General features: G+C 71.9%; 12 protein-coding genes. 1 reads left to right on the top strand and 11 read right to left on the bottom strand.

The window, feature by feature from the left end:
- Positions 1-48 precede the first annotated feature (48 nt).
- From tmk to bldG, 8 genes are all read right to left on the bottom strand, one after another.
- Positions 49-3,249: a dTMP kinase gene (tmk, locus tag ACIDOF_RS29985; RefSeq protein WP_409009289.1), complete on the bottom strand. Its 3,201-nt coding sequence runs from the start codon at positions 3,247-3,249 to the stop codon at positions 49-51.
- Positions 3,250-3,392: 143 nt separating this feature from the next.
- Positions 3,393-6,239: a type I DNA topoisomerase gene (gene topA / locus ACIDOF_RS29980; RefSeq protein ID WP_409009288.1), complete on the bottom strand. Its 2,847-nt coding sequence runs from the start codon at positions 6,237-6,239 to the stop codon at positions 3,393-3,395.
- A gap of 341 nt (positions 6,240-6,580) precedes the next feature.
- Positions 6,581-6,778, bottom strand: coding sequence for a hypothetical protein (locus tag ACIDOF_RS29975; RefSeq protein WP_409009287.1), 198 nt, complete (start codon positions 6,776-6,778; stop codon positions 6,581-6,583).
- A 173-nt stretch (positions 6,779-6,951) separates the two neighbouring features.
- Positions 6,952-8,469, bottom strand: a complete 1,518-nt coding sequence (locus tag ACIDOF_RS29970; RefSeq protein ID WP_409009286.1) for a methyltransferase — start codon at positions 8,467-8,469, stop codon at positions 6,952-6,954.
- Between the two features lie 167 nt (positions 8,470-8,636).
- On the bottom strand, positions 8,637-9,221 hold the full coding sequence (locus ACIDOF_RS29965) for a small secreted protein (protein ID WP_409009285.1): 585 nt from the start codon (positions 9,219-9,221) through the stop codon (positions 8,637-8,639).
- A 218-nt stretch (positions 9,222-9,439) separates the two neighbouring features.
- Positions 9,440-11,842 carry a sodium-translocating pyrophosphatase gene (locus ACIDOF_RS29960; RefSeq protein WP_409009284.1) on the bottom strand — a complete coding sequence of 801 codons (2,403 nt, stop codon included), beginning with the start codon at positions 11,840-11,842 and terminating at the stop codon, positions 9,440-9,442.
- A 353-nt stretch (positions 11,843-12,195) separates the two neighbouring features.
- Complete coding sequence (locus ACIDOF_RS29955; protein WP_409009283.1) at positions 12,196-12,633, bottom strand: ATP-binding protein; 438 nt, start codon at positions 12,631-12,633, stop codon at positions 12,196-12,198.
- A 107-nt stretch (positions 12,634-12,740) separates the two neighbouring features.
- Positions 12,741-13,082, bottom strand: coding sequence for an anti-sigma factor antagonist BldG (gene bldG, locus ACIDOF_RS29950; protein WP_005475923.1), 342 nt, complete (start codon positions 13,080-13,082; stop codon positions 12,741-12,743).
- Between the two features lie 77 nt (positions 13,083-13,159).
- Between bldG and ACIDOF_RS29945 the strand changes: the two genes are divergently transcribed.
- Complete coding sequence (locus tag ACIDOF_RS29945) at positions 13,160-15,613, top strand: DEAD/DEAH box helicase (protein WP_409009282.1); 2,454 nt, start codon at positions 13,160-13,162, stop codon at positions 15,611-15,613.
- Here the strand turns inward: ACIDOF_RS29945 and ACIDOF_RS29940 are convergent.
- Genes ACIDOF_RS29940 through ACIDOF_RS29930 form a run of 3 tightly spaced genes read right to left on the bottom strand, consistent with a single transcriptional unit; the run spans position 15,610 to position 16,776 of the window.
- Positions 15,610-16,143: an Rv3654c family TadE-like protein gene (locus ACIDOF_RS29940; protein WP_409009281.1), complete on the bottom strand. Its 534-nt coding sequence runs from the start codon at positions 16,141-16,143 to the stop codon at positions 15,610-15,612. The genes ACIDOF_RS29945 and ACIDOF_RS29940 overlap by 4 nt on opposite strands.
- Entirely contained in the window at positions 16,128-16,544 is a 417-nt protein-coding gene (locus ACIDOF_RS29935; protein WP_409009280.1) for a TadE family type IV pilus minor pilin, read from the bottom strand. Before ACIDOF_RS29935 ends, ACIDOF_RS29940 begins: the two co-directional genes overlap by 16 nt.
- A complete protein-coding gene (locus ACIDOF_RS29930) occupies positions 16,531-16,776 on the bottom strand; it encodes a DUF4244 domain-containing protein (RefSeq protein WP_409009279.1) in 246 nt (81 codons plus the stop codon). Before ACIDOF_RS29930 ends, ACIDOF_RS29935 begins: the two co-directional genes overlap by 14 nt.
- Positions 16,777-16,833: the final 57 nt, after the last annotated feature.

The raw sequence follows: 16,833 nt of genomic DNA, 5'->3' as shown, positions 1-16,833 counted from the left end.
CGACCGTCAGCCGACCCGACCCGCAGTCGACCGACAGCCGAAGAGCCCCTACCCGCGCCCGCGGCGCTTCCCGCCGCGGGCCTCGCCGTCGTCGTCCCGCGGGCCGAGGAGTTCGTCGGCCAGCGTCGGCAGGTCGTCGAGCGGGGTCTCCTCCGCCCAGTCCGGGCGGGGCCGGGCGGCACGCGGCGGGAGCGCGTTCGGGTCGACCTGCGGGAGCTCGGCGGTGCGCTCGTTGTCCGAGCCGGCGTACGCCGCGTCGGACGCGCCCCCGGAAGCCGCACCCGAAGCCGCGCCCGAAGCCGCACCGGAACTGCCCGGCCGCTCGTCGCGGAAATAGCCGTGCGGCACGCGGTCCGCCGGGTCGTCCGCCGGGCGGGCGTCCCGTACCGGAGGCAGGACCGCCGTCTCGTCGGCCGCGCCCTGCTGGGCGGGCGGCTGCGGCAGGACGGCCGTCTCCTCGGAGTCGGCGCCGCCGGCCACCGGGAGCACCGTCGTCGCGTCGGAGTCACCGGCCACCGGCAGGACCGTGGTCGCGTCGGAGTCGCCGGACGGCTGCGGGCGGACGATCGGCGTCTGCAGCGTCGTCTCGTTGTCGGAGTCGATGCCGCCGGACTGAGTGCCACCGGACTGAGCGCCTTCGGACTGAGCGCCGCCGGACTGGGCGGGCCCCTGCGGACCGGCCGCCGTGGCCCTGCGGGCCTCCTCCGCGCGGAGCAGCGCCTCCTCGGCCTTGCGCTGCTTCTCCAGGCGGCGCTCCTCGGCCTCGGCGCGCAGCCGGGCCTCCTCCTCGGCCTGCCTGCGGCGGCGCTCCTCCTCTGCGGCGCGCACCTTCTCCTCGGCCTCGCGCCGCTTGCGCTCCTCCTCGGCGAGGCGACGGGCCTCCTCCGCGCGCTGCCTGGCCTCCTCGGCCTGCCGCTCGGCCTCGCGCCGGCGGGCCTCCTCCAGCTCGCGGCGCTTGCGCTCCTCCTCCTCGGCGCGCAGCTTCGCCAGCTGCTCCTGCCGCTCGCGTTCGAGGCGCTCCTCCTCGGCCTTGCGGGCGGCCTCTTCCTCGGCCTTGCGTCGGGCCTCCTCCTCGGCCGCCCTGCGGGCCTCCTCCTGCGCCTTCACCTCGGCGTCGGAGAGCGGCAGCATCTGGTCGAGGCGGTGGCGTACGACGGTGGTGACCGCCTCCGGCTCCTGGCCGGCGTCCACCACCAGGTAGCGGCCGGGGTCGGCGGCGGCGAGGGTGAGGAAACCGGAGCGCACGCGCGCGTGGAACTCGGCGGGCTCCGACTCCAGGCGGTCCGGGGCCTCGGTGAACCGTTCCCGCGCGGTCTCCGGCGAGACGTCCAGCAGCACCGTCAGGTGCGGGACCAGGCCGTCCGTCGCCCAGCGCGAGATGCGGGCGATCTCGGTCGGCGACAGGTCGCGCCCGGCGCCCTGGTACGCCACCGACGAGTCGATGTACCGGTCCGTGATGACGACGGCGCCGCGCTCCAGGGCGGGGCGGACGACGGTGTCGACGTGCTCCGCGCGGTCCGCCGCGTACAGCAGGGCCTCCGCGCGGTGCGAGAGACCGGCGGACGAGACGTCGAGCAGGATCGAGCGGAGGCGCTTGCCGACCGGTGTCGCACCGGGCTCGCGGGTCAGGACGACCTCGTGGCCCTTGGCCCGGATCCACTCGGCGAGCGCCTCGGCCTGGGTGGACTTGCCCGCTCCGTCGCCGCCCTCCAGGGCGATGAAGAAGCCGGTGCTCGACGGCGCCTGCTCGGGCTCACCGCCGCGCAGGGCGTCGCTGAGGTCGCGCCGCAGCGGCACCCCGGAGCGGTCGTCGGTCTTCGCCAGGACGAGGGCGGCGACGGGCAGCAGCAGCGCGCCGACCAGCATCAGCGTGAACGCCGCCCCGCCGTGCGCGAAGACGAACTTGCCGCTCTCCAGGCGGTGTGGTCCGATCGCCGCGGCGAGCAGCGGAGCGGCGAGCGCCCCGAGCGCGACGAGGACGCGCACGACGGCCTGCAGATGCTCGGTCGTACGGACGCGGCGGTGGTCCTCGACCTCCAGGTCGAGCAGCGCGTGCCCGGTGTGGGCGGCGACTCCGGCCGCGTACCCGGCGAGCGTGACGATCAGCAGGACCGTCGTCGTGTCGGGGACGAGGCCCGCGGCGAGCAGGCCGACGCCCGTGACGGCGACGGCGAGCGCGAGCAGCCGGCGCCGCGACAGGGCGGGCAGCACGGCGGGGGCGGTGCGGATGCCGACGACCGTGCCGCCGGTCAGGCCGACGACCAGCAGGCCGAACAGCACCGGTCCGCCGTCGAGGTCCACGGCGTGCAGCACGGACACGGCGACGGCGGCCGAGATCGCCCCGGCTACGGCGGCGCAGGCGAGGACGAGCAGCGGGGCGGCGTTGGTGCGGCCCTTGTCCACGCCGGAGGCGGTCTTCGGGCGGCGCAGCCCCTCGAGCGGCGAGCGGGCGCGCGGCGTCTGCGCGTCCGGCAGCTCCAGGAAGTACACGACGGAGAGGGAGGCGGCGAAGAGTCCGGCCGCCACGTACGAGGCGAGGGCCGCCTGGTGCAGCGCGAACCAGTCGACGCCCGCGCCGATCATGTTGCCGATCAGCGTGACCGCGATCAGGGCGAGCGCGGCGAGCGGCAGCGCGACGAAACCGGTGCGCAGCGAGAGGCGGCGCAGCGCCTCCAGGTGGTCCGGCAGCGGCCGGACCGTGGCCCCTTCGGGCGGCGGCGCGGGCAGCAGGGCGGGGGCGGCGCTCTCCCGGGACACGGTCCAGAAGCGCTCGGCGACGCCGATGACGAAGCCGCTGACGAGCAGCGCCGCCAGGGCGTTGTCCGGCGTCCAGTCGATCCACAGCGGCGCGATGATCAGCAGCACGGCGCGCAGGCCGTCGGCCGCGATCATCGTCCAGCGGCGGTCGAGCGGGCCGGAGGCGGAGGTCAGCGACGTGAGCGGGCCGAGCAGGACCGCGCCGAACAGCAGCGTGGCGAGGACGCGCACGCCGAAGACCGCCGCGACGGCGAAGGCCGCCCCGCGGTATCCGGTCCCGAACGCGCCTTCCGCGACCGCCGCCTGCAGTGCCAGGACGACGAGGACGAGAAGCGCGAGTGCGTCGCCGACACTGCCCACGAGATGTGCGCTCCACAGCCGCTTGAGCGGCGGGTTGCGCAGGAGTGCGCGGACGGCGCGTTCTCGGGAGTCGGCGACCAGGGCGTCGTCGGGGTCGTGGCTCACGACCGTTGGCTGCTCGGCACGCGTCATCCCGTCAGCCTATCGGGAACGACTGACATCCCGAGGGTCCGGCCGAACATACGGCCGTATGCGACCGCGGGGCGGACCGAACATGTCGGCCCGCCCCGCGGTTGTGGATCTTCCGGTTCCCCGACGGGGCCCCCGGTCTGCGCTCAGTCCTCGGAAGGCACCTTCGCGGACGCCGTCTTCTTGGCCGGGGCCTTCTTCGCGGCGGCGGTCTTGGCCGCGGCCTTCTTCGCCGTCGTCTTCTTGGCCGCGGTCTTCTTGGCGGTCGTCGTCTTCTTGGCCGCCGTCTTCTTCGCGGCGGTCTTCTTGGCCGGGGCCTTCTTGGCGGTCTTCTTCTTCGCCGGGCCCTTGGCACGCTTCTCGGCGAGCAGCTCGAAGCCGCGCTCCGCGGTGATCTCCTCGACGGAGTCGGCCGCGCGCAGCGTCGCGTTGGTCTCGCCGTCCGTGACGTACGGGCCGAAGCGGCCGTCCTTCACGACCACCGGCTTGCCGCTCACCGGGTCCTCGCCGAGCTCCTTCAGCGGCGGCTTGGCGGCGGCGCGGCCGCGCTGCTTCGGCTTGGAGTAGATCTCCAGGGCTTCTTCGAGCGTGATGGTGAAGAGCTGCTCCTCGGTCTCCAGGGAGCGCGAGTCGGTGCCCTTCTTGAGGTACGGGCCGTACCGGCCGTTCTGCGCGGTGATCTCCACGCCCTCGGCGTCGGTGCCGACCACGCGCGGCAGCGACATCAGCCGCAGCGCGTCGTCGAGCGTCACCGTGTCCAGGGACATCGACTTGAACAGCGAGGCCGTGCGCGGCTTGACGGCGTTCTTGCCGGTCTTCGGGGTGCCCTCGGGGAGCACCTCCGTGACGTACGGGCCGTACCGGCCGTCCTTCGCGACGATCTCGTTGCCGCTGACCGGGTCCTTGCCGAGCGCGAAGTCGCCGCTGGGCTTGGCGAGCAGCTCCTCCGCGTACGCCACCGTCAGCTCGTCCGGAGCGAGGTCGTCCGGGACGTCCGCGCGCTGGTGGTTCTCCTCGCCCTTCTCACCGCGCTCGATGTACGGGCCGTACCGGCCGACGCGGAGCAGAATGCCCTCCCCTACCGGGAAGGAGGAGATTTCGCGGGCGTCGATCGCGCCGAGGTCGGTGACGAGCTCCTTGAGGCCGCCGAGGTGGTCGCCGTCGCCGTTCCCGGCGTCGGAGGCCGAGCCCGCGGCGTCGCCCTCGCCGAAGTAGAAACGCTTCAGCCACGGCACGGACTGGGCCTCGCCGCGCGCGATGCGGTCGAGGTCGTCCTCCATCTTGGCGGTGAAGTCGTAGTCGACGAGCCGCCCGAAGTGCTTCTCCAGGAGGTTGACCACGGCGAACGACAGGAAGGACGGGACGAGCGCCGTGCCCTTCTTGAAGACATAGCCGCGGTCGAGGATCGTGCCGATGATCGACGCGTACGTCGACGGGCGGCCGATCTCGCGCTCTTCGAGCTCCTTGACCAGGCTGGCCTCGGTGTACCGGGCCGGCGGCTTGGTGGCGTGGCCGTCGACGGACATGTCGTCGGCGGACAGCGCGTCGCCCTCGCTGACCTGCGGGAGGCGGCGCTCGCGGTCGTCCAGCTCGGCGTTCGGGTCGTCCGCGCCCTCGACGTACGCCTTGAGGAAGCCGTGGAAGGTGATGGTCTTGCCGGACGCGCTGAACTCGGCGTCGCGACCGTCGGAGGCGGTGCCGCCGATCTTGACGGTGACGGAGTTACCGGTCGCGTCCTTCATCTGGGAGGCGACGGTCCGCTTCCAGATGAGCTCGTAGAGCCGGAACTGGTCGCCGGTCAGGCCGGTCTCGGCGGGCGTGCGGAAGCGGTCGCCGGAGGGGCGGATCGCCTCGTGCGCCTCCTGCGCGTTCTTGACCTTGCCGGCGTACGTGCGCGGCTTCTCCGGCAGGTAGTCGCTGCCGTAGAGCTGCGTGACCTGCGCACGGGCCGCGGACACGGCGGTGTCCGACAGCGTCGTGGAGTCCGTACGCATATAGGTGATGAAGCCGTTCTCGTACAGCTTCTGCGCGATCTGCATCGTCGCCTTCGCGCCGAAGCCGAGCTTGCGCGAGGCCTCCTGCTGCATCGTCGTCGTACGGAACGGGGCGTACGGCGAGCGGCGGTACGGCTTGGACTCGACCGAGCGGACCGCGAACTGCGCGTTCTCCAGGGCGGCGGCGAGCGCGCGGGCGTTCGCCTCGTCCAGGTGCAGGGTGTCGGACTTGAGCTGCCCGACGGAGTTGAAGTCGCGGCCCTGCGCGATGCGCTTGCCGTCGACGGTGGTCAGCTTGGCGACCAGCTGCGCGGGGTCGGAGGCGTCCCCGCCGCGACCGGTGCCGAACGTTCCGGTCAGGTCCCAGTACTCGGCGGAGCGGAAGGCGATGCGCTCGCGCTCGCGCTCGACGACGAGGCGGGTGGCGACGGACTGCACACGGCCCGCCGAGAGCCGCGGCATGACCTTCTTCCACAGCACCGGCGAGACCTCGTAGCCGTAGAGGCGGTCGAGGATGCGGCGGGTCTCCTGGGCGTCGACCATGCGCTTGTTGAGCTCGCGCGGGTTGCGCACGGCGCCCTGGATGGCGTCCTTGGTGATCTCGTGGAACACCATGCGCTTGACCGGGACCTTGGGCTTGAGCACTTCGAGGAGGTGCCACGCGATGGCTTCGCCCTCGCGGTCCTCATCGGTCGCGAGGAAGAGTTCGTCGGACTCCTTCAGGAGGTCCTTGAGCTTCTTGACCTGCGCCTTCTTGTCGGCGTTGACGACGTAGATCGGCTGGAAGTCGTGCTCGACGTCCACGCCGAGGCGGCGCACCTCGCCGGTGTACTTGTCGGGCACCTCGGCGGCGCCGTTGGGGAGGTCGCGGATGTGCCCGACGCTCGCTTCGACGACATAACCAGGGCCGAGGTAGCCCTTGATCGTCTTCGCCTTGGCAGGCGACTCGACGATGACGAGTCGGCGGCCGCCGTGTGCGGTCTCGCTGGTCGGGGACAACGTTGGCTCTTCTCTCCGGTCGACGCTCGGTGGCTCTGCGGTGGCTCCGCGGTGGCGCTCTTCGATCCGTACGGCCTCGCACGGGCTCGTCCACCGTCCTGCGGTGACGCCGTACGCGTTCATACGGTGACGCTGCGGAGTGTGACGGTACAGCCCGCCCCCGTGTCAAACGGGGAAAGCCCGCAACGGCCACTCGAACGGTAACCCGACTACCGCCATTCCTGCCGCCCGGAGTGTCCACCTGCCCTTTCGGCAATATCCGGAATCGTGCCTCCCAGATTCCACCCGGCGGTCACCGGAAGTCCACCCCCGGATCAGGCCCAGGGCGCGTCCGGTGCCGGTCAAAGGCGCGTGAAGCACCAGACCCCGAGCGCGAGCGAGGCCACGCCGACCGTGGTCGTGACCGCCACCGATGCGACCGGGCTCACACCCTGCGCGACCGGCGCGCGGTGCCGCACCCGGACTCCCGTCCACATCAGCAGCGCGGTTCCGAACAGTGTGAACACCGCTCCCGCGAAGATCGCCGGTCCGCTCTCCATGTCCGCATCCTCCCGCCCCGGGTCCCCAGGGCTCGGACGCTGACACGTCCGGAACACGCCATGAACACGTGTGGGCGTCCCCCACGCGAACCGCGTGTGAAAACGGGGCACCGCGCGGGTACCGATCTCCGCCCGCGCGGTGCCCCTCAGCCACAGATGCCGCTGCCGCCGCCCTACTCGCCCGGCTGTCGCACCGGCTCCAGGAAACCCTGCTCCACGAGGAGGCGGATCTGCTGCGGCGTGCGGTCCCGCAGCAGCACCGGGTCCTCGCCGACCAGCTGCGCGATGGCGTCCAGGATCCGGCCCGCGCTGAGCGACCCGTCGCACACCCCGGCGAAGCCTGCGCCGACCGTGTCGACCTTGGTGGCCCGGCGCATCCCACGGTGGGCGCGCAGCACCACGTGCTCCGGGTCCTCGGCGCCGGGCATGCCGACCTGCTCCTGCACGACGCCCTCGGCCAGCTTGAAGTGCCCGGCGAGCAGTTCCGCGTCGTCGGTGCCGCGCAGGTAGGCCTGCCGCTCGAAGTGGGCCCGTACCTCGTCGCCGAGCGGCTGCTCGACCGGGTGCGGCCACTCCTCCACGGTCACCGACGGGTTCTCGGCGCCGGTCTTCCTGAGCGTGATCCAGCCGAAGCCGACGGCCTTGGTCTTGCGCGCCTCGAACTCGTCCAGCCACGCCTCGTACCGCTCGGCGTACGCGGCCGGGTCCTGGCGGTGGTCGCCCGCGTCGCGCAGCCACAGCTCCGCGTACTGCGTGACGTCCTGCACCTCGCGCTGCACGATCCAGGCGTCGCAGCCGCGCGGCACCCAGGAGCGGAGCCGGTCCTGCCAGTCCTCGCCCTCCACGTGCTGCCAGTTGGCGAGGAACTGCGCGTACCCGCCGTCGTTCAGGCGCTCCCCGGCCTCCTGCACGAGCGTGCGGCACAGGTCGTCCCCGCCCATCCCGCCGTCCCGGTACGTGAGGCGCGCGCCGGGCGAGATGACGAACGGCGGGTTGGACACGATCAGGTCGTACGTCTCGTTCCCGACCGGCTCGAAGAGCGAGCCCTCCTTCAACTCCGCGGCCGGGGCGCCGGAGAGCGCGAGGGTGAGGCGGGTGAAGCCGAGGGCGCGCGGGTTGAGGTCGGTGGCGGTCACGCGCGTGGCGTGCTGGGCGGCGTGCAGGGCCTGGATTCCGGAGCCGGCGCCGAGGTCGAGCGCGGAGCCGACCGGTGTGCGCACGGTGATCCCGGCGAGCGTCGTGGAGGCGCCGCCGACGCCGAGCACGACCCCTTCGTCCCGGCTCCCGATCCCGCCGGCGCCGCCCACCGCGCAGCCCAGGTCGGAGACGATGAACCAGTCCTCGCCGTCGGGCCCGCCGTACGGCCGGACGTCGACCGTGGCGCGCAACTCGTCGCCGTCCAGGGTCAGCCAGCCGTCGGCGAGGCACTCCTCGACGGGCAGAACCGTCGCCACGCGCGCGTGCGGGACGCTCTGCTGGAGCAGGAAGAGCCGGACGAGCGCCGCCAGCGGTCCGTCCTCCCGGGTGGCGCGCAGCGCGGGCACCGTCTCGCTCCGGGCGAGCGCGGCGTACGCCGGGGCGCCGAGGAGTTCGAGCAGTCCGTCGGCGGTGAAGTCGGCGTCGAGCAGGGCCTTTCTGAGGCGGGCGGCGACTTCGGGGCGGTCGGTCGTGGGCAGCGTTGTCGTACTCACCCGTCCATTGTCCTCTTACCGGGCAGTTGCTTCGCGCGCGCCTACGCCGACCGGCCCGCCCCGCACGAGGGCAGCGAAAAGGCCCGGCACGCGTGTGTGCCGGGCCTTTTCGAAAACCGCGCCCTTATAGGGGGCGAAACAGGGGCGGTGGCGGGGGTGCTTCGGGCTCAGGCGCCGGACCCTCCGGGGGCCTTGGACGGGCTGGCCTTGCAGCCGTCCTGCTTCTTGATGGCCGTGCCCACTTCGCCCTCGAGCAGCGTCTGCAGGGCGCCGTCGCCCTGCTGCTGGATCTTGCCCAGGTCGTCGGCGACCTTCTGCAGGCCCTCCGAGAACGCCTTCAGGCCCTCCGGCGACTGGTCCTTGGCGTCGAGCCCGTCGACGTCCTTCTTCAGCTTCTCGTACGCCTTCGACGCCTCGTTGAGGTCCTTGATGGCGTCCTTCTGGATCTTCTCGCCGTTGTCGACGGGCGGCGCGCCCGCCTTCTCCAGGGCTCCGGCGATCGCCTTGTCGGCGTCGGCGATGGCCTTGAAGGCCTCCGAGTCGGCCTTCTGGATCTCCTCCGGCTTGCCGTCGGCCGCCGTCGAGACGATGGTCTGCTGCGCCTTCACGCTCTTCTCGAGCTGCGGCTGGATCTGGCCGCACAGCGACTTGGCCCAGTTGTCGAGCTTCTCTTCGTCGCTGTCACCGCATCCCGACAAGGCCAGTACCAGTACCGCACCGCCGGACAGTGCGGCTGCGAGCTTCTTGTTCACCGGATTGGTCCCTTCCATGGCTCTCGGCCCCGGAACATACACGCCATGTGGGCGACAACCGCGGGGCGGTAGTCCGATTCAACACCCATTGCAGCCATTTGCACCAAGGGAGAGGAGAGTCACTGCAACAAAAAATCGGCGCATGGCGCAACAAGGCGGGCGGACGAGGTATCAACACACCTCGTCCGCCCGCCTGTTGAGCGTTCTGTGACCTCCTGTCAGGACACCACCGCGGCATCGCCGGACTTCGCGACCCGGTCGGCTTCGCTCTCGTCCCCGACGGCGATCCCGCGCCGCTTGGAGACGTAGACCGCCACGACGATCACGAGGATCGCGAGCAGCGCGATACCCATGCGTACGCCGAGACTCGCGTCGTCGCCGTAGCTGAACTGGACGACCGCGGGCGCGATGAGCAGCGCCACCAGGTTCATCACCTTCAGGAGCGGGTTGATCGCCGGGCCCGCGGTGTCCTTGAACGGGTCGCCGACGGTGTCGCCGATGACCGTCGCCGCGTGCGCCTCGGAGCCCTTGCCGCCGTGGTGGCCGTCCTCGACGAGCTTCTTGGCGTTGTCCCACGCGCCACCGGAGTTGGCGAGGAAGACCGCCATCAGCGTGCCGGTGCCGATGGCGCCCGCGAGGAACGAGCCGAGCGCGCCGACGCCGAGTGTGAAGCCGACGGCGATCGGCGTGAGCACGGCGAGCAGACCGGGCGTCGCGAGTTCGCGCAGCGCGTCCTTGGTGCAGATGTCGACGACGCGTCCGTACTCCGGCTTCTCCGTGTAGTCCATGATCCCGGGGTGCTCGCGAAACTGCCGCCGCACCTCGAAGACCACCGAACCCGCCGACCGCGAGACCGCGTTGATCGCGAGCCCGGAGAAGAGGAACACGACGGCGGCGCCGAGGATGAGGCCCACCAGGTTGTTCGGCTGCGAGATGTCCATCACGAGGTTCATCGGCGCACCGTCGCCGAGCTTCTCGCCGACGTCCCTGGCCGCGGCCGCGATGGCGTCGCGGTACGAGCCGAACAGCGCCGAGGCGGCGAGCACCGCGGTGGCGATGGCGATGCCCTTGGTGATGGCCTTGGTGGTGTTGCCGACGGCGTCCAGGTCGGTGAGCACCTGCGCGCCCGCGCCCTCCACGTCGCCGGACATCTCGGCGATGCCCTGCGCGTTGTCGGAGACGGGCCCGAAGGTGTCCATCGCGACGATCACGCCGACGGTGGTGAGCAGCCCCGTGCCGGCCAGGGCCACCGCGAACAGGGCGAGCATGATCGACGCACCGCCGAGCAGGAACGCCCCGTACACGCCGAGGCCGATCAACAGGGCGGTGTAGACGGCCGATTCGAGACCGATGGAGATACCGGCGAGGACCACAGTGGCCGGTCCGGTCAGGGAGGTCTTGCCGATGTCCTTGACCGGGCGCCGGTTGGTCTCCGTGAAGTAGCCGGTGAGCTGCTGGATCAGCGCGGCGAGCACGATGCCGATGGCCACGGCGACGACGGCGAGCACGCGCGGGTCCCCGCCCTTCGCCTGGATCGCCGCGTCGGTGACGCCCTTCAACTCGGCGTACGTGGACGGCAGATACACCCAGACCGCCGCGGCGACCAGGGCGAGCGAGATCACCGCGGAGATGAAGAAGCCGCGGTTGATGGCGCTCATCCCGCTGCGGTCGGAGCGACGCGGGGCCACGGCGAAGATGCCGATCATGGCGGTGATCACGCCGATCGCGGGCACGATCAGCGGGAACGCGAGCCCGGCGTCGCCGAACGCCGCCTTGCCGAGGATCAGCGCGGCGACCAGTGTCACGGCGTACGACTCGAAGAGGTCGGCGGCCATGCCCGCGCAGTCGCCGACGTTGTCGCCCACGTTGTCGGCGATGGTCGCGGCATTGCGCGGATCGTCCTCCGGAATGCCCTGCTCGACCTTGCCGACCAGGTCGGCGCCGACGTCGGCGGCCTTGGTGAAGATGCCGCCGCCGACACGCATGAACATCGCGATCAGCGCGGCCCCGAGGCCGAACCCTTCGAGCACCTTCGGCGCGTCGGCCGCGTACACGAGAACCACGCAGGCGGCGCCGAACAGGCCGAGCCCGACCGTGAACATGCCGACGACGCCACCGGTACGGAAAGCGATCTTCATGGCCTTGTGAGAAACGGCCGTAAGATCCTTTGCCGGTTCTCCTTCGGCCGGTGTCGCCTCCCGAGCGGCAGCCGCGACGCGCACATTGCTGCGTACGGCGAGCCACATGCCGATATAGCCCGTGGCCGCCGAGAAGAGCGCGCCGATCAAGAAGAAGATCGAACGTCCGGCGCGCTGATTCCAATCGTCCGCGGGCAGCAGCATGAGCAGGAAGAACACCACGACGGCGAATACGCCGAGGGTGCGCAACTGCCGTGCCAGATAGGCGTTTGCGCCTTCCTGGACCGCACCCGCGATCCGCTTCATGCTGTCGGTGCCCTCGCCCGCAGCGAGCACTTGGCGCACCAGGACCCCGGCGACCGCGAGCGCCGCGAGCGCGACGACGCCGATGGCCATCACGATCAGGCGGTTGTCGGAGGTGAGTACCGCGGCTGCGAAGGTTGAGGTCTGATCAATCTGATGAGGGGTAGAAAGCCCCGCCATTCGTCCTCCTTGACGCTTGGGCTGAGCTCAAGATGTGGACGGATTGTAGGGAGCGGGACCTGATCAAAACAGTGCGCGACAAACGGAATTGGCCTGCACTCGCTCATCAGCAAATGATCGCGTCCTACGATTGCCCTCGAAAGTGGTAATGCGTCAGGGGCATTGACGTGCCGGGACGCCGGGGCGATGCGTACGCGGTGATCGATAAACGTCGGAAACCAAGATATTCGGGCACGTACGACAACGGCGCCGCCCCCTCGCTCGGGGGCGGCGCCGTTGTTCGGATCTGGGTCGGGCGGTGGCCGGGTGGCCGGTGGCCCGGCCTCCGGCCCAGGGACCGAGGTCGCCAAGGCCTAGGGAAGCGTCGCCGGGGCCGTGGGCCAGCTCATCTTGATGAGCCCGCCTTCCGGTCCGGCCGTCACCTCGACGTCGTCGACCAGGCCGCTGATGACGGCGAGGCCCATGTCGTCCTCGCCCTCGGCGTCCGAGTCGTCCGCCCCGGGCTCGCCCGCGGACGAGGCACCGGCCGAGGTGTCGGGATGCGCCACCTCGTCACCGACCTCGATGGAGAACTGCTTCTCCTCCTCGATGAGGGCCACCCGCACCGGCGCGGTGACGCCGGCACTCTGATGCAGCCCGACGGCGCGCGAACATGCCTCGCCGACGGCGAGCCGCACCTCGTCGAGTACGGCCTCGTCCACTCCGGCCCTGCGCGCCACGGCGGCCGCCACGAGTCTGGCGGTCCGGACGTGCTCGGGCAGCGCGCTGAAGCGGAGCTCAACGGTGGCCATGCATCCCCCTCGGACGTGTGAGCGTGATGTTCAAGGGGCCGGGCACTGTGGCCCGGCACCCCCTGCTCCTACCGCCCCGGACCGCCGGCCCGGGGCACCGGCCGCCCTCAGTCGGTGGCCGCCACCGCTTCGTCGACCGAGGTGTGGATCGGGAACACCTTGGTCAGACCGGTGATGCGGAAGATCTTCAGAATGCGCTCCTGGTTGCACACCAGGCGCAGCGAACCCTCATGGGCCCGCACTCGCTTGAGACCGCCAACCAGCACGCCGAGACCGGTGGAGTCGAGGAAGTCCACGCCCTCCATGTCGACGACAAGGTGGAAACTGCCGTCGTTCACCAGCTCGACCAGCTGCTCGCGCAGCTTGGGCGCGGTATATACATCGATTTCGCCACCGACCTCGACGACCGTACGATCGCCGACGGTACGGGTCGACAGGGACAGGTCCACGGATCCTCCAGCACCTTGCTATCGAGCGCTCGCCCCTCGGACACCTGACGTCAGGCCTGGGACGGTCGCCAGCCGCGATGGCATTCAATCACTTACCGGCGGGCGTGCACGACGCCTTCGGACCATTGTCCGTCACGCCAGTGACACACTCGGTGCCGATGGCCAAGAATCACCGACCCGATCTCCCCTCTGCGAGCAGCCGGGAGCGACCCTCTCCGCGTGCGGTCCTCGACCGCCTCGCCGCCGGGGAAAGCCGGGCTGCGCGCATCACTCATAGGGAGCACTTGCCCCCGAGAGAGGGCCGCCATGCCGTCTGGCCCGATCGCATCCGGACAGAAGTGATCGCAGCCGTTCAGCAGGCGGGCATCGAGCATCCCTGGGCCCACCAGGCAGAAGCCGCCAAGCACGCCCTCGACGGCCAGTCGGTGGTCGTCGCCACCGGCACCGCCTCCGGCAAGTCCCTCGCCTATCTGGCGCCCACCCTTTCGGCGCTCCTGGACGGCTCCGAAGCCCCGAACGGGCGGGGCGCGACCGCCCTGTACCTCGCCCCCACCAAGGCCCTCGCCGCCGACCAGTGCCGGGCCGTGAAGGAGCTGGCGGCCCCGCTCGGCAACGCCGTCCGCCCCGCGGTCTACGACGGCGACACCCCCGTCGAGGAACGCGAGTGGGTGCGGCAGTACGCCAACTACGTCCTCACCAACCCCGACATGCTGCACCGCGGCATGCTGCCCTCCCACCCCCGCTGGTCCTCCTTCCTGCGCGCCCTGCGCTATGTCGTCATCGACGAGTGCCACACGTACCGCGGCGTCTTCGGCTCGCACGTCGCCCAGGTCCTGCGGCGGCTGCGCCGGCTCTGCGCGCGCTACGGCTCCGACCCGGTCTTCCTGCTCGCCTCCGCCACCGCCGCCGACCCGTCCATAGCCGCGGGCCGGCTCACCGGCCTGCCCGTGAAGGAGGTCGCCGACGACGCCTCGCCGCGCGGCGAACTCGTCTTCGCCCTGTGGGAGCCCCCGCTCACCGAGCTGCACGGCGAGAAGGGCGCCCCCGTCCGCCGCACCGCCACCGCCGAGACCGCCGACCTGCTCACCGACCTCACCGTCCAGGGCGTCCGCTCGGTCGCCTTCGTACGGTCCCGGCGCGGCGCCGAGCTGATCTCCGTGATCGCGCAGGAGCGGCTCGCCGAGGTCGACCGCTCGCTGGTCGGGCGCGTCGCCGCCTACCGGGGCGGCTATCTGCCCCACGAGCGGCGCGCCCTTGAGCGTGCCCTGCACTCCGGCGAGCTCCTCGGGCTCGCCGCCACCACCGCCCTCGAACTCGGCGTCGACATCTCCGGCCTGGACGCGGTCGTCATCGCCGGCTACCCCGGGACCCGCGCCTCCCTCTGGCAGCAGGCGGGCCGCGCCGGGCGCTCGGGCCAGGGCGCGCTCGCGGTCCTCGTCGCCCGGGACGACCCGCTGGACACGTATCTCGTCCACCACCCCGAGGCTCTCTTCCGCCAGCCGGTCGAGTCGACCGTCCTCGACCCCGACAACCCGTACGTCCTCGCGCCCCACCTGTGCGCCGCCGCCGCAGAACTTCCGCTCACGGACGACGACTTGAAGCTGTTCGGCCCGACCACCGAGGAGCTGCTGCCCCAGCTGGAGGCGGCCAAGCTGCTGCGCCGCCGTACGCGGGCCTGGCACTGGACGCGCCGCGAACGCGCCGCCGACCTCACCGACATCCGCGGCGAGGGCGGCACCCCCGTCCAGGTCGTGGAGGCGGGCACCGGCACGCTGCTCGGCACCGTCGACGCCTCTTCCGCCCACACCGCCGTGCACACCGGGGCCGTCCACCTCCACCAGGGGCGCACATACGTGGTGCGCGATCTGGACCTGGAGGAGTCGGTGGCCCTGGTCGAGCAGGCCAACCCCTCGTACTCGACCACCGCCCGCGACACCACCGCCATCTCCGTCCTGGAGACGGACGTGGAGATCCCGTGGGGCGCGGCCCGCCTCTGCTACGGCTCCGTCGAAGTCACCAACCAGGTCGTCTCCTTCCTCCGCCGGCGCCTGATCACCGGCGAGGTCCTGGGCGAGACCAAGCTCGACCTCCCTCCTCGTACGCTGCGCACCCGCGCGGTGTGGTGGACGGTCACCGAGGACCAGCTGGACGCGGCCCGGATCAACCCGGAGATCCTCGGCGGCGCCCTGCACGCCGCGGAGCACGCGTCCATCGGCATGCTGCCGCTCTTCGCCACCTGCGACCGCTGGGACATCGGCGGCGTGTCCGTACCGCTCCACCCCGACACCCTCCTGCCGACCGTCTTCGTCTACGACGGCCACCCGGGCGGCGCGGGCTTCGCCGAGCGGGCCTTCCACACCGCGCGGGAGTGGCTCGCGGCGACCCGGCAGGCCATCGCGTCCTGCGAGTGCGAGGCGGGCTGCCCGTCCTGCGTCCAGTCCCCCAAGTGCGGCAACGGCAACGACCCGCTCCACAAGCGCGGCGCGGTCCGCCTCCTCACCGAACTGCTCAGGGCGGCGCCTGGCTCTTAGGGACGTACGCCTGATCGCCAGGGCTGTATTCGGGCCGGGGCACTGGGCCGGTCGGGTGACGCCGTCGGGCCCGCATCCGGTGGCCCCGCGTCCGGTGGCCCCGCATCCGGTGGTCCCGCGCGGGCGCGGAGCTCGGGCCGGAAACCGCCCGCCCGTACGCGGACCGTCACATCGGCGATCTCCCCGCGCACCGCGCACCGCACCACCTCGGCCCCTTGCGCCGCCGCGACACGCTCCGCCCCGGCGCAGGCCTCAGCCCGGCCCCGCAGCGCACGGTCCGCCGCGGCCAGGGCCGCCAGGTCGGCGGCCCCGCCTGCCCGGTGCCGCGCCAAGACGGCCTGCGCCAGCAGCAGTACGGCCCCGAAGACCACGCACAGCGCCCCCGCGACCATCACCACCCACACGGTCGCCGACCCCCGCTCACCGCCCCGGCTGCCCTGGCTGGCCCGACTGCCCTGGCTGCCCCGGCCGCCCCGGCCGCCTCGGTCACGCTCCGGGTCGCCCCGGCCACCTCTCACTGCTCCGGCCATGACCGACCCGCCGTCTCTTCCGCCCCTGCCCGGCCCACCGTCTCCTCCGCCAGCGCGACCGACTCGGCCTCCATCTCCAACGTGAGCGCCTTCGGCCCCGGCGCGTGCGCCGCGACGGTCACCCGGACCAGATCGCCCTCTCTCCTCACCTCCACCTCCGCCCCTTCCGGCGCGGCCTCCTTCGCCGCGGCGACGGTCTCGCGCTGCGGCTCCTGCCGGGCGGCCGCCCGCGCCCCGACCCGGGCCGCGTCCACGCACTGGATCTGCGCGACGGCCGCCATCAGGCCCCACAGCAGCGCCACCCCCAGCAGTACGAGCACCGGGATCACCGTGGCCGCCTCCGCGGTCACATATCCGCCGTCCCTCGGCCGCACCCGCTCGCCGCGCTCAGACCTGGACACCGAGCGCCTTCCCGACGATCGACTCCAGCGCCGCCTGCACCGCGTCCGACGTCACGACCTTGTAGAGCACCGCCGCGAAAGCGCACGCCCCGACCGTCCCCACCGCGTACTCCGACGTCGTTATCCCCGCGTCACCCGCAGCCCTGTTCCGGTCGCGCACCCGCCGCAGCACCCGCCGCCACCGGCCGAGCCCCACAACGCCGCTCGGCTTCCTCCCGTACTGCACACCCATGTGAACCCCCATGTCCGACAACGCACTTGGCCTGCTTCGACAAGCCACCTGGGACGA

The organism is Streptomyces sp. Da 82-17, from assembly GCF_046098215.1.
Lineage (GTDB): Bacteria > Actinomycetota > Actinomycetes > Streptomycetales > Streptomycetaceae > Streptomyces.
This window is presented reverse-complemented; position numbering and strand designations above follow the sequence as displayed.